Below are 14,038 nucleotides of genomic sequence, written 5' to 3'. Positions count from 1 at the left end.
TAAAATACTTATTTATTTTCTCTCATATTGAATTCTTCTACATTTAGCATAATTATGGAATTTTCTATTTCTCCATCAACTGTTGAATATCGAAGGCTGAAATAAAGATTATTCTTGATAAGACCCAACTGTTCTTCATTGAATAATTGTTGTGAACTGATTTCTCCTATACTTTTATTTAACAAAAGTTCATCAGATAAAGATGTTCCTTTATTGTCCATTTCCATTGAAACTGTTTTTAATAAAACTACATCTTTATCTCCTTCTTTATCTAAATAGATACTTTCAGAATATGATTCAATTTGTTCTTCTTTGCTTCCTATATACTGTATATTACCGCCACTAACTATATGTTTGTTAGGAGACATAATAATTAATCCATCAGTTATTCTTATATCTGTGTTTTCTCCCTGAAATGAATACACTTTAAATTCTTGTTTATCCATCTTAGTTTTGTACCAAATAGTTGTACCAATGAATACTATATTAGTTATAACTAGAAAAAACATAATCCAAAGTATAAATTTTCTCTTCATACATCTCTCCTCCCTATTTTACTACCAAATCAGCATTTTCAATTGGTGAATAATCTAAGATATATTTTTCTTCCGCTGGGAAGTAACGCCTTTCATATTTGCATTTTATATCCTTTAATCCACCTATATACCCATCTCTTTTTATAACTCTACTTAATCTAACTTCTTGTGGTACATCAAGATAAATTATAAAATCTAAATACCTTCTTATCTCTTTTCTTTGTAGAAATATCCCTTCTAAAAGCAAAACAGTACCATGTTCTATTAAAACTTGTTGTTTAATATATCCATCATTTTCTTTATCATATAACTCTATTAATTTATATATTTCATCTCCTCTTTTTACAGGTGATAAAATTTCTTTCACTAAATAATCATATCTCCACTGTATATTGTAATAACAATCCCATTCTTCTTTAGACTCATCATATCTAATATGTTTTGGATGTATAAAGTCATCAATATGCAACACATAAGTATGATACTTTTCCTTTTGTAATTGCACTTTTAATGAATTAACTATTGTGCTTTTACCCGCTCCTCCTAATCCATCAATTCCAATAACATAAATTCTATTAGAAATATCCTGGTTTCTTAATTCCCTTAATAAGCACTCCATTTCAGACTCCTCACTAAATATATTAATAATGTATGCTTAAATTTTTTATATATTTTTACAATATATAATTATTATACCTTATTATTAACTATATCCCTATAACTTTTACACATTTTTACTCTTTTAAATCTTAAAAAGATTAATTTAAAAATCTAGTTTACTTGTTATAAATCATACACTTTAAAATAAATAATGCTATAATTTATTTATTAATCTATTATTGTATTGGAGGAAATTTAAAAATGAAAGTACTATTAATAAACGGTAGTCCTAATGAAAAAGGATGTACTTATACTGCTTTATGTGAAATAGCAATGGAACTAGAAAAAGAAAATATACAATCAGAAATATTACATGTGGGCAAGGCTCCTATTAGAGGCTGTATGGGGTGTGGTCACTGCTATAAAAGTGGTAGTGAAAGATGCGTTTTTAATGATGATACTGTTAATATTGCTTTAGAAAAAGCTAAGGATGTTGATGGATTTATCTTTGGTTCTCCAGTTCACTATGCTGGTGCTTCTGGTATGATTACATCATTTTTGGATAGGTTTTTCTATGCAGGTAGTGGCTTTGAATATAAGCCTGGGGCTGCTATTGTAAGTTGTCGTAGAGGTGGTTCCTCTGCTACCTTTGACCAATTAAATAAATACTTTACTATCTCAAACATGCCAATAGTTTCTTCACAATACTGGAATATGGTTCATGGAAATACTCCTGAGGAAGTAAAACAAGACCTTGAAGGTATGCAAACAATGAGAACTCTTGGTAAAAATATGGCTTGGCTATTAAAATCTATAGAAGCCGGTAAAAAAGCCGGAATATCCTTACCTAAAAAGGAAGAAAAATTAAGAACCAACTTCATAAGATAAGATAAAAACAAAAGTGCTTTTGCAAAATATCTTACTAATTTCATGTAAGATGTCTTGCCAAGCACTTTCAATTTATATTATAAAGTTTACTTTACTCTTCATATCCTTTTGGATTTTGGCTTTGCCATCTCCAAGAATCTTCACACATTTCTTTTATCCCCTTTTCAGCCTTCCAGCCTAACTCTTCATTAGCCTTTCTTGGATCTGAATAACAGGTTGCAATATCTCCTGGTCTTCTTGCTGTAATTTTATAAGGAATTTCTTTTCCACTAGCCTCTGAAAATGCCTTAACTATATCAAGAACACTATATCCATTTCCTGTTCCTAAGTTATAGGTTACAAGACCTGAATTAGTTTTTAATTTTTCTAATGCTTTTAAGTGACCTTTAGCTAAATCTACTACGTGAATGTAATCTCTAACTCCTGTACCATCTGGTGTGTCATAATCATCCCCAAATACACTAAGCTCCTTAAGCTCACCTATAGCAACCTTTGTAATAAAAGGCATTAAATTATTTGGAATACCACATGGATCTTCTCCAATAGTTCCACTTTCATGGGCCCCTACTGGATTAAAGTAACGAAGTAATGCTATATTCCATGAATTATCAGAGCTATATAAATCTCTTAAAATTTCTTCTAACATTAGCTTTGTTCTTCCATATGGATTTGTAGCAGATAGCGGTGCTTCCTCTGTAATTGGAATAATTTTTGCATCTCCATAAACAGTAGCTGATGAGCTAAATACAAAATTTTTAACTCCATATTTTCTCATTAATTCTAAAAGTACAAAAGTGCTAGTTAAGTTATTGTGGTAGTACTCTAGGGGCTTAGCCACAGATTCTCCCACAGCCTTAAAACCTGCAAAATGAATTACTGAATCTATAGTATTTTCACTAAAAACCTTGTCCATATCTTCCTTGTTTAAAACATCATATTTATAGAATTTTGGCTCTTTTCCTGTAATAGCCTTAATTCTATCCTTTACTAACTCTTTACTATTACTTAAGTTATCTACAATAACAACTTCATACCCCTCTTTTAATAGCTCAACAGTAGTATGACTACCGATATAGCCCATTCCTCCAGTTACTAAAACTGCCATGTAATACACTCCATTCTTACTTTATTTATGTCGAATTTAAATTTATATCATAGCATTTAACCATATTGATAATGCTCAGATAAATAACTTCGTATACAATTATATCTCAAATTGTAAAATTATTAAAGTAAAAAAGAGCTATTAGTTTAGCTCTTTATTTAAAATCCTTAAGAATTCCTTCATAGTATCTTTATCTACACTATAAAAAATTTTATTATCTACCTTTTCCATATATACTAATTTAGCTACAATTAAAGCATTCATGTGATAAGAAACAGTAGCTGTAGTAAGAGAAAGAGCCGCTGCAATTTCTTGCCCGAACATAGACTTTTTCTTAAGCATCTTTATAATATTAAATTTACTTTTATCGCTTAGACACTTTAATCTATCAATTAGAATTTTTTCCTCATTATCATTTCCTACAGAAGCACTCAAAAGTTCATAAACCTTCCATCCAAAGTACATATATTCTCTTCTTTTATTATTAAAAACAGGGCTTATGGTTGATAAAAATGATACTGAATTAAATCTAATTATACTTGGAAAGATATAAATATCATCTTCCCACTGATCAAAGATTTTAATACCTGTGGAATCAGAGATAAATTTAGGGTTTTCTTTAATTAAATCTCTAAGATCATATATAAATTTTTCTACTTCTTTTTCCATAACCTTAAAAGCTTCCTTAAATACATCTATAGAATTTATAATCATATCAATAAGTTCGCTTAAATACTCCTTTGGATTTTGAGAAATAACCGTAAGCCACCACTTAGATTCACTGTCTAAAGTACATCTTTCTATAAGATAAGGCATAAATTCTTTTTCTGCATCTAGGCTAGATAAATCATCCTTATCAGGAAAATCATCTCTAAGATAATCATCTTGACATAGAATTTCCTTCATAGCAAGTTCCTTTAGTTCCATGGAATCTAAATTGCGAATTCTATTGCGTCCCTCAATTAGTTCCTCCTCGGTTATATTGTTAACAAAAATACTAGCTATACAATGTGTTTTTTCATGAACTTCACTAATATCATTAAAGAATATCTTAAGTCTATCCATAGGTATCTTATTTCTAGTCTTAAATTTTTCGATAAATTTAAAAAAGCTTTTTAAATCCTTATTCATATATTTATCTATATCTTCGCCATACTTTTTAAAACTGTCCCTGAGCTTGTTAACTATTTTTTCTTCATTAACTATAAAATAAAGAGTATTTTTCACTTCCTCAATTAAATTAATGTTATTCTCTACTATATATTTCATATGAAACTCCTTCTCTCGTCCTTCAGATGAGTAAGTTCCAATAACTAAATCAAATATTTAGATTGTCACTTAAATTTCCTGCATGCTTTTATTATAACGTTGACATAGGAATAATACCACCATACCTATTCCGAATATTAAGAATAGTTGAGCTGTGCTTAAGAATACACAAAGACTTCCTACTACTAGGGATCCTACTGGTGTAGCTGCCATACATAATGAATTAAGTATTCCTGCTGCTCTTCCCAAATATTGTTGTTCTGTTTTTTGCATAAAAGCTATATTTATTATCATCATAAATATACTAGCAGATGCACCGAATAAAAAGCCTACTAAAATGATAACAACATAAAGTGCTAAATCCACACCTATCATAGGTATAAATGCTAAAGATAAATATGAAATCCCTAGGATTACCCCTGACATTATAAATAAATTAATTCCTTTAAATTTTTCTGCTATTTTAGGATATATAGCACCACCAATAAGCATCCCTGCAGTTAAGCTAAAGCTAATCATTGCAACTACTTCAGGACCTTTTAACAACTCTTCATTTACATATGCAACTCCTAAAGTGTTAAAAGGTATCATAAATAAATTTATTAATGCCGCAAATATAGTTATTGACATCAAAATTTTACTAGTTTTTAAATATATAAATCCATCCTTTAAATCTCCGAAGTACCCCTTCATATTTAACTGTTGTTTCTTTAAAATCTCTTCTTTATATCTGACCATAGCCATAAATATTCCACAGAGAAAAAAACTAACTGCATTAACAATCATTCCGCCACCAATACCAATAACTGCAATGATTCCAGCCGCCACTGCAAGACCAACTAACTCCACAATTCTAGATAAAGTAGATTGTACTGCTCTTGCATAGGCAAACTTTTCTTTTTCAATAATTAGTGGATAGGCTGCTATTGCTGCTGGTCCTTCAAAGGACTCAAAGGTAGAATTCATGAAGATAAATATAAATAAATGATATGGCTTAAGTAATCCAAATATAAACATCAATGCTGTGATAGTTACTACTGTAGCTCTCCCTAAATTACAAAGGACAACTACATTTTTCTTCTTTTTATAGTCTACAAACACACCCGCAATAGGTTGAAATAATATTGTTGGAATAGCATTAACCCCAAAAATTAAAGCCATTAACGCAGTACTCCCTGTAATCTCATATACCATCCATCCATAGGCAATGGTGTCAATAGAATCCCCAAATCTTGAAATAAGATTACCAATGATAAATAAGCAAAAATTTTTATCCATAAGTATATCCTTATATCCTATTTTTTTCTTTTCTACAGCTAAATCCATAACTATACCTCCCTTACATAATTTATATATTATTAAAATTTCTTCCTATTGTTAGTTTATGATTATATTAGATAATTGTCAATAGTGATTAGATATATATCTAATATGAATCAAAAAAAAGGGCAAGAAGTATTTATTCAACATCACCCTTTATCAAGGTGTTTCGCTACTTCTCAACCCTTTATTTCTTAATTATTTTTTTCTTCATTGTTATCTAAACATTTTAAAAATAGCTCTACTAGTACTGGATCAAATTGGGTACCTGCACATCTCTTTAATTCTTTAATAGCCTCTTCTTTATTCATGGCCTTTCTATATACCCTATCATGAGTCATAACATCATAGGCATCCGCAATAGCAATAATTCTTGCCATAAGCGGTATTTCTTCTCCTGCTATGCCTAATGGATATCCACTTCCATCCCATTTTTCATGATGAGTTAAAACACATTTTGCCACATTAATTATTTCACTAGAAGCATTGATTATTCTAAATCCCTTTTCTGCATGAGTTTTCATCACTTCAAATTCATTTGTTGTAAGGGGACCTGGTTTTAAAAGTATATCTTCCTCTATAGCAATTTTCCCAATGTCATGTAGTCTAGCTATTATCATTAATTCATCCATTTGGGAACTCTTAAAACCATATCTCTTTCCTATTTCCAATGCGTAAGATTCTACTCTTTCAGTATGTTCTTCTGTTTCCATGTTCTTAGCTTCTAAACTCTTTTTTAGCGAGTTCATCATAGAACTCCTAACACTATTATGTTCTAATAGTTTTTGCCTATACACTCTCTCTTCCACTTCTTTAATACACTTATCAATATCTTCTTCTAGAGAGTGTTTAACAACTTCACCAAGGGCAATGCTAAGTTCAATATAACTATAATCATCCTTCTTACACTCACTTCTTATTTTTTCTACCATTCTTTCACAGGAATATTCATTACAATTTGGTAGAAGTATCATAAACTCATCTCCGCCCCATCTAAAGACATAACCTTTATCACCACAAGCTTTATTAAGAACTCCTGCTATGCTTTTTAATAACTTGTCTCCTTCTAGATGTCCTAGGGAATCGTTAACTAACTTTAAACCATTCACATCTCCCATAATTATTCCTAAAGGAAGGTGCTGCTCATTATTTAATTCTCGAATTTTTTCTTCAAAATAAGTTCTGTTATATATTCCAGTTAAAGCATCATTATAGCTCAAATATCTAAGTCTATCTTCTAAATTTTTTTGATTAGTTATATTCCTAGCTAACCCAACAACTCCCCATACTTGTCCATCTTCATTTATAACAGGAGCTTTAAAACTTTCTTCTATAACTCTATCCCCACTACTGTCTAGAGTCATTCCTTCAATATATTTTGCTTGTTTACTTTTCATTATCTCTTTATCAATTTTAATAAAATTCTCTGCAACTTCTTTATCTGGATAAATTTCTAAATCACTTTTTCCAATTACATCATCTACTCCAAATTGTTTATAATAATCACTAAAGTTTTTATTACATCCGATGAATCTTGAATCTTTATCTTTATAAAAAATAGCTTCTGGTAATGCATCTATAATAGTTCTGAGAATGCTCTTTTGATTTTGAAGCTCCATTTCTCTTCTTTTTTCATCTTCAACATTTACAATAATTCCACCTATAGCATTAGTTTGACCCTCTTCATCTGTAATTGGAAAGGCATAACACTCTTCTTTTATCTCTCTAGTAGTTTTATCATATACATCTATTTGTAGCTTCTTTAAACTTTCCTTTGTTTTTTTATTATATACTCTTATTACTTCATCCGGAAAGATTTCTTCATAGTTTTTACCTTTTACGTCTTCTAAATTCAGATTGTATTTTCTTTCAAAAGCCTTGTTAATAAATATAATTTTTTTATCTTTGTCTGCAATCCATGCAGACCATGGCATATTCTGTAAGTATAATTCAGCTAACCCCATATTTTTCCCCCATATTTATTCCCAATAATTCATCTTCACCTTATTCTACCACTTTTTTCCCTATAATATCTACATTTTTATTTCTATATAGCCCTCTAATTATCTTCTTTCCTTTCTTCTTAACTCTCTTTGTAGTTTAAGCTGAAATCTAGGATCATTAGCAATGTAGTAACTTAAAATATCACTTATAGTTTCTCCATCTAACCCTTTAATTCCACCCATTTTATCTACTTCATCTTCTATAATATCTAAAATATATTCTTCTAGAATTTCTCTTGTTAACTCCTCTCTCTCACTTATTTCTTCTTCCCTTTCCTCTCTTTTCTCTTTTTCTTCATCAGCTTTTAATCTTTCTTCTATTGATATATATTTATTATTTCTTTGCTTTTGTTTTTTCCTCTTTTTCTTAATCTTACACAAAAAACACCCCATATTAATCCTCTCTATTTAAAATTCTTTCATTATAAATTTCACCTACTAATCCTTTCTAATTAGCATCTTCCCTAAGAACTCTATTTATATAGTGAACTCCGTATCTTTGTTATAATCTGTTCTTGCAATCAAATATCTTTTTAGTATTTTAGAAGTATATACTCTAAAATATACGGAGGGTTCTATTTTTATAGAGTAACCTTTACTAGCTATAGCTAATCTAAGTTCTTCTATTGTATAACATGGATTATCTAGTTTAGTATATATCCCACCCAGTTGTAATGGAGTGTGACTATCGCTACCTGTAATTACATTAACTCCTATTTTACTAGATAATTCATATAACTCTCTTCTTACCTCTTCTTCACCTTTTTTGAATATATCTTTAGCATTTAAATCTATAGCATCTAATCTCTTTAGTAGTTCTTCAGGATGATTACACAACTTATGTCCTCTTCTAAAAGGATGTGCTCCTATTTTTAAACATCCATACTCATCAGCTAAATCTAATAACTCTTTAAATTCCACTAAGTTTTCTCTATTCATATAAGGTTCTAGCCTTTCATGAATCTCTAATATAGCCTCTCTCCTTCCTACTAAAACAACATGCCCCTTATCCTTTATGCTCACTTCCATAGCAGGAAAAACAGAAACTCCTTTAACTAAATACCTATGATCTTTGTATTCATAGTTTTCTTCAAGATATTTATATATTTCTTTAAAATTTATAGCATTAAAATGTTCACACATAATTATTCCATTTAATTTATTTTGCTTTGCATATTCAATTTCCTCATTAAAAAATCTCTCATTAAAATCTTTTCTTTTACTCAACAATCCATGGACATGAAAATCTATGTTCATATTAACTTCTCCTCATAAAATTACTGATAAAATCTAGAATCTAAACTGTAAACTCTCTCTTCTTATCATTATATTGAAATAACACCAGTAAGTTCCCCATATCTGAGTTGCTTCTCATCCATTACACATAAATAAAAGACTGCCCCAAATAATTTTGAGACAGTCTTTGTACAAAACTAAAATCTGATTTTTTCTTTTCTAAGTCTTTGTATGGCTCTTTTTTCTGTAATTACTGCTACAACTTGACTTTTTAAATTCTTATTTTCTGAGTATTTTCCATGGAAGGATAAGAAATTAAAATTTCCAATAAGAGCAAGATTTTCATCACAAATCAACACCCTTTCACAGGTATCACCCTTCTTTATTTCAAAAAGTTTACCATAGTTATTAAAATCATCTTTAATGATATCTGCTATTCTTTCTGATCCTCTTTCCATTTCTTCCATGTTCAAATCCTTATTGGAACCTAAGCCATAAACTATTCTAACCTTAACCTCTCTGTTCAATGCCTCTTTCAAAAGACTATATACTTTTTCCTTATACATTACATGATTATTTATCCAAGGAGTAACTATGTCTATTTCGCTTTTAGCTGCAATTAGAGCTTCTTTGAAAATATCAATGATTTCATCATCCTTTATAGTTTTATAATCAGCAACCCCTAGTCGAGATAAACTATTCACTATTTCTATAGTACAATCTACATTCTTCTGAACTGAAGTCATATAACTCTCTTCTAATTCTTCTATATTCTTTTTAATATTTTCACTTATTTTTTCATAATTTCCTTTTTTCTTTAGTTCTTCAAATTCATCCGTAATGTTATCCACCATTTGATTAATTTGTCTCTCACTTTGTCTTATGCAAACATCCATAACATTATTAGTATGACTCTTTAAGCTTTTTTCAAATCCATCTAAATTTATGTTACTGCTATTTTTAATTTCTCCCTTCATAGACTTGAACTGCTTGTCTATATTCATTCCTATTTGCATCTTTAATGAAGTGCTCTGTCTTGTTAAAATTTGTTCTACTTCTTTAGTATAAATATTCATACTTTCATTTAAAAGCTCATTTATTTCTTTATTAATTCCCCTGTAATCTTTTTCACTATTATCACTAACATAATTTTTTATTTTAGTTTCTATAATTTCTATGAGCTCCTCATTATTCTGTGAAAATTTGTTTCTTGCCTCTTTTATTACATCTTCATAAGCATTATTAACAGTTTCTCCTATTTCATTGACTATTTGTTTCTCTACAAATCTTTTTTTCCCTTTCATAGTGGTTGCTAAAACATCAGACATACTATTGTTAACTCTATCATTTGCATATTCTATAACATCTCTTTTTACTTTACTTATCTGATTATTAACTTTTTCCCTTATATCATCTTTAATGTCAAAAGCTTTTTCATCAACTGCAACCACTGCTTCTACTTGTTCTTCATGACTCTTCTTTTTTTTCTTTAAATTATACCCCTCAAGTAACTTTGAAAATAGAAATACACATAATGTAGCTAAAGCTATTACTAGTAAAATAGTAATTACTAAAGTTACTGTGCTTTCTCCTAAACTTTTAAACATCATTTTCCCCCACAATCCTATTTGCATTTAAATTTACTGTAAACACCCCTAAAACAAATAATATATACTTTCATAATTAATATACTATATATTATAATATTCTACCAATATATATAAATCTTTATAGTTAAATGAAAATATGATGAAAACTTTCAAATAAGTATGCTATAATCTATGTTATCCTATTTAAATCTTATGAAAAGGAGTAATGAAATGGCAAATATAACCTTTAATAATATTGTTAAAAAATATGATGAAACCAATATTGCTGTTGAAAACTTTAACTTAGAAATAAGAGATAAGGAATTTATTGTTTTAGTAGGCCCATCAGGATGTGGAAAATCTACAACTTTAAGAATGATTGCAGGTCTTGAAAGTATTACAGAGGGTGAAATATTCATTGGTGATAAATTAGTAAACAATGTAGCTCCTAGGGATAGAGATATTGCCATGGTATTTCAAGGTTACGCTCTATATCCCCATATGACTGTATATAAAAATATGGCTTTTGGACTTGAAATGAAAAAGGTACCAAAGGATGAAATTCATAAAAAGATCACTAAAGTTGCTAAAACTCTAGACATTGAAGAACTATTATATCGTAAACCTAAGCAGCTGTCAGGGGGGCAATGTCAACGTGTTGCACTAGGACGTGCTATTGTTCGTAATCCATCAGTGTTTCTACTTGATGAACCTCTATCAAATCTAGATGCAAAGCTTAGAACTCAGATGAGAACTGAGATAATCAAGCTACATAAAACTTTAGGTACAACCTTTCTATATGTAACCCATGATCAGACAGAAGCAATGACCATGGCAGATAGGATTGTACTAATGAAAGATGGCCTTATTCAACAGGTAGATACCCCTATGAATCTATATAATAATCCTTGTAACTTATTTGTAGCAGAATTCATGGGATCTCCTAAAATGAATACCCTAGAAGTTACTCTTATAAACAACTCTAACAATTTTTATGCTAAACTTAATTGTATTACAATTAAATTACCTAATACAGATAAAATTAAGTCTTTATTTAACAACTACGCAAATAAATCTATTATCTTAGGCTTTAGACCTGAAGATATATATGTTGAGAATAACACCATTAAAGATAGTCTAAGTAATATTATTTCAACTAAAGTTGATATTACTGAACTAATGGGATCAGAATCATACTTATATCTAGATTGTAATGGTAACAAGTTAATAGCAAAAGTTCCATCTTCTATAGATATAAAATCAGAACAAATAAATATAGCAATTGATACTAGCAAACTTCATTTTTTTGATAAAGATACAGAAGAAAGAATAGATATCTAATATTATTAAATTTAGAAAGCACCTTCTTAAAAATTTTTAGAAAGGTGCTTAATTATTAACCTTTACTTGATTATCTAATTTATTATCTCTATATTATCTATACTTTCAATACGAATAATATTAGTTTTAGTAACATCCTTTTTATCTTTATAGGTTATCTTAACCCACTCATCATCTACGTCAAGAACCTCACATTCCATTTCGCTTTTGCCTGTAAATACTACAGCTCCATCACAATCAATAATACATTTCACACCAATTAGATCCTTTAACAACTTTGACAAGGCCTCTTCCCCCTTAATCTTTCTTTTTAAATTCTTTAATTCACCTTCTAATTTTTTTATTTTTGATGAATATCCCATCTGAGATAGGACTAGTACAAATGCAATTAACCCAAAATACTCCAAGGAATTAATCCCCTTTCTAAAACTTATAACTTTACTAAGTTGTCCATATCCTCTCATAGATATGAAACTATATAAATATTAACATATGAACCTAGTTATATAGTCATATATAAAACTATATAACTATATAACTATTTAAATAGTTGTTCTGTTCATGCGGGTTTCAGCATCTTTGCTACTTAAATTAGCTCCTTATAAATGCTTCAATTACTGACTTAACTTCCTCTTTATTTTCCATATATGATTTAGCCTCTATGGACTTTAATTCATTTTCAGATAATAACCTTATCCCTCATTTCTAGATACATTTATTTCACCTCTTTAAAATATCTTCCTGTTATTTCAATAGTGTTTCCATCTGGATCTTCTAGTATATCATCCACTTTTTAGTTCTAGGATTATAATCAAGGCATATTCCACATCCAGGTATATTTCTCTTTCTATCAAGACTTTTGTGTATATCATCAATATAACCATCGTTTTTAATGGGATATATGTTGACACCATTACTATATGCATTCTCAAAATCAAATGCTGCCCCACCCTTAAACATATCATAAAGTTTATCTAATATCTCTGATGGTACTGGCTCAATACTTCTTTTTCTTCCCTTTAACTCACTAAGAATTTTGTGATGAATAACCTCTTTATAAACTTTTATATCATTCATATAAACCTTTACTATATAATCATCATCATGACAAAGATAAGCATATCTATTTTGTAAACTATGGAAAGTAAACTTCCTTAAAGGTTCAACTCGATGTGCTAAATACAATAACTCTGCCAGTTCCTCATTACTAACATTCTCAAGGTCATCTTCACATTGAAAATCTACCCAACAAAAATCTCCATAACTATATACATCTTCTTCTATAAAACTTTCCATGTTATTCTGCAAAATATATTCAAAACCTAACTTATGATTCCAATTGCCCTCATCTGGAAATCCCTTTAAAACTAGAATGTTATTAGGTGTTTCTTTAATTCCACTCATAAAGTCCTTAAAGGTCATTCCTGATGTAAACACAGAATTACTTTCTTCATCAATTTTTATATAACAAAACCATGTATTCTTCATTTTATTACGCCTATCCTCTCTAATATGTTCTCTCTATTCATCCATTATATATTAATATTTTATCTTTTTAAAAATATACGTAACAATAAAGCCCCTATCATCTTGACTTTCACTATATTTAATTAACTTAAATGACTTATTTAAATCTTCAAAATCAGTTTGCTGAATCAAGTCATCTTTTCTAATTTTAGTATCTACTTTATGCTTCCATCCAAAACCACATACAAATAAAATGCCATCATCAGCTATACATTCTCCGACATATTCAAGCTGGTTCTTGCTTAATCTATAATGGTTAACTAGAACATTATCAAATGTTCCAATATTTTTTAAAGAATTAATTACACTTAAATCAATTTGCTTTGTATGAACCAAATAATTATTTCTTTTTGCAAATCTATTCAACCTTTCAAGTGCTTTATTGCTGAAATCAATTCCTGTTACTTGAAATCCTTCTCCAATAAAAAATAAAGTATTTCTACCATCTCCACATGCTATATCAAGAACAGATCCTTTTTTAAAGTATCCTATATTTTCAATTATTGATTTTTCAGCACTTAAAGGCTTGTCACTTCTATTTTCAAATTTATCATCCCAATATTCCTTATTTCCCATGTACTCCATACTATGCCCCCTAATTTAACCAAGGTATATTGATATATC

General features: G+C 29.2%; 14 protein-coding genes. 2 read left to right on the top strand and 12 right to left on the bottom strand.

The window, feature by feature from the left end; translation table 11 throughout:
* Positions 1–8: 8 nt before the first annotated feature.
* Both B3J31_RS16710 and B3J31_RS16705 read right to left on the bottom strand, forming a co-directional pair.
* Positions 9–536: a hypothetical protein gene (locus B3J31_RS16710; protein WP_346867751.1), complete on the bottom strand. Its 528-nt coding sequence runs from the start codon at positions 534–536 to the stop codon at positions 9–11.
* 13 nt (positions 537–549) lie between these two features.
* A complete protein-coding gene (locus B3J31_RS16705) occupies positions 550–1,155 on the bottom strand; it encodes an adenylyl-sulfate kinase (protein WP_346867752.1) in 606 nt (201 codons plus the stop codon).
* A 242-nt stretch (positions 1,156–1,397) separates the two neighbouring features.
* Between B3J31_RS16705 and B3J31_RS16700 the strand changes: the two genes are divergently transcribed.
* Entirely contained in the window at positions 1,398–2,024 is a 627-nt protein-coding gene (locus tag B3J31_RS16700) for a flavodoxin family protein (protein ID WP_346867753.1), read from the top strand.
* Positions 2,025–2,115: 91 nt separating this feature from the next.
* On the opposite strand, the gene galE is transcribed toward B3J31_RS16700, so the two are convergent.
* The 7 genes from galE to B3J31_RS16665 form a co-directional block, all read right to left on the bottom strand.
* Positions 2,116–3,129, bottom strand: a complete 1,014-nt coding sequence (galE, locus tag B3J31_RS16695) for a UDP-glucose 4-epimerase GalE (protein WP_150842911.1) — start codon at positions 3,127–3,129, stop codon at positions 2,116–2,118.
* A gap of 141 nt (positions 3,130–3,270) precedes the next feature.
* Complete coding sequence (locus B3J31_RS16690; protein WP_346867754.1) at positions 3,271–4,398, bottom strand: ArsR/SmtB family transcription factor; 1,128 nt, start codon at positions 4,396–4,398, stop codon at positions 3,271–3,273.
* A gap of 69 nt (positions 4,399–4,467) precedes the next feature.
* A complete protein-coding gene (locus B3J31_RS16685; RefSeq protein ID WP_346867755.1) occupies positions 4,468–5,724 on the bottom strand; it encodes an MFS transporter in 1,257 nt (418 codons plus the stop codon).
* Positions 5,725–5,912: 188 nt separating this feature from the next.
* Positions 5,913–7,682, bottom strand: a complete 1,770-nt coding sequence (locus B3J31_RS16680; protein ID WP_346867756.1) for a sensor domain-containing diguanylate cyclase/phosphohydrolase — start codon at positions 7,680–7,682, stop codon at positions 5,913–5,915.
* Positions 7,683–7,781: 99 nt separating this feature from the next.
* Positions 7,782–8,114, bottom strand: coding sequence for a hypothetical protein (locus B3J31_RS16675; protein ID WP_346874246.1), 333 nt, complete (start codon positions 8,112–8,114; stop codon positions 7,782–7,784).
* 84 nt (positions 8,115–8,198) lie between these two features.
* On the bottom strand, positions 8,199–8,978 hold the full coding sequence (locus tag B3J31_RS16670; protein ID WP_346867758.1) for a PHP-associated domain-containing protein: 780 nt from the start codon (positions 8,976–8,978) through the stop codon (positions 8,199–8,201).
* A 176-nt stretch (positions 8,979–9,154) separates the two neighbouring features.
* The gene (locus B3J31_RS16665; RefSeq protein ID WP_346867759.1) at positions 9,155–10,564 is read right to left on the bottom strand and encodes a hypothetical protein; all 1,410 of its coding nucleotides are present in this window, start codon (positions 10,562–10,564) and stop codon (positions 9,155–9,157) included.
* 213 nt (positions 10,565–10,777) lie between these two features.
* Between B3J31_RS16665 and B3J31_RS16660 the strand changes: the two genes are divergently transcribed.
* On the top strand, positions 10,778–11,887 hold the full coding sequence (locus tag B3J31_RS16660) for a sn-glycerol-3-phosphate ABC transporter ATP-binding protein UgpC (protein WP_346867760.1): 1,110 nt from the start codon (positions 10,778–10,780) through the stop codon (positions 11,885–11,887).
* A gap of 74 nt (positions 11,888–11,961) precedes the next feature.
* On the opposite strand, the gene B3J31_RS16655 is transcribed toward B3J31_RS16660, so the two are convergent.
* The 3 genes from B3J31_RS16655 to B3J31_RS16645 all read right to left on the bottom strand — a co-directional run bounded on the left by B3J31_RS16655 (position 11,962) and on the right by B3J31_RS16645 (position 13,999).
* Positions 11,962–12,351 (bottom strand): hypothetical protein, encoded by a 390-nt coding sequence (locus tag B3J31_RS16655; RefSeq protein WP_346874245.1) that lies wholly within the window; start codon positions 12,349–12,351, stop codon positions 11,962–11,964.
* 310 nt (positions 12,352–12,661) lie between these two features.
* Positions 12,662–13,375, bottom strand: a complete 714-nt coding sequence (locus tag B3J31_RS16650) for a hypothetical protein (protein ID WP_346867762.1) — start codon at positions 13,373–13,375, stop codon at positions 12,662–12,664.
* A gap of 51 nt (positions 13,376–13,426) precedes the next feature.
* On the bottom strand, positions 13,427–13,999 hold the full coding sequence (locus B3J31_RS16645; RefSeq protein ID WP_346867763.1) for a class I SAM-dependent methyltransferase: 573 nt from the start codon (positions 13,997–13,999) through the stop codon (positions 13,427–13,429).
* Positions 14,000–14,038 lie beyond the last annotated feature (39 nt).

The sequence above is a fragment of the Clostridium sp. UBA5988 genome, from assembly GCF_002435615.1.
Classification (GTDB): Bacteria; Bacillota; Clostridia; order Clostridiales; family Clostridiaceae; genus Clostridium_J; species Clostridium_J sulfidigenes.
This window is presented reverse-complemented; position numbering and strand designations above follow the sequence as displayed.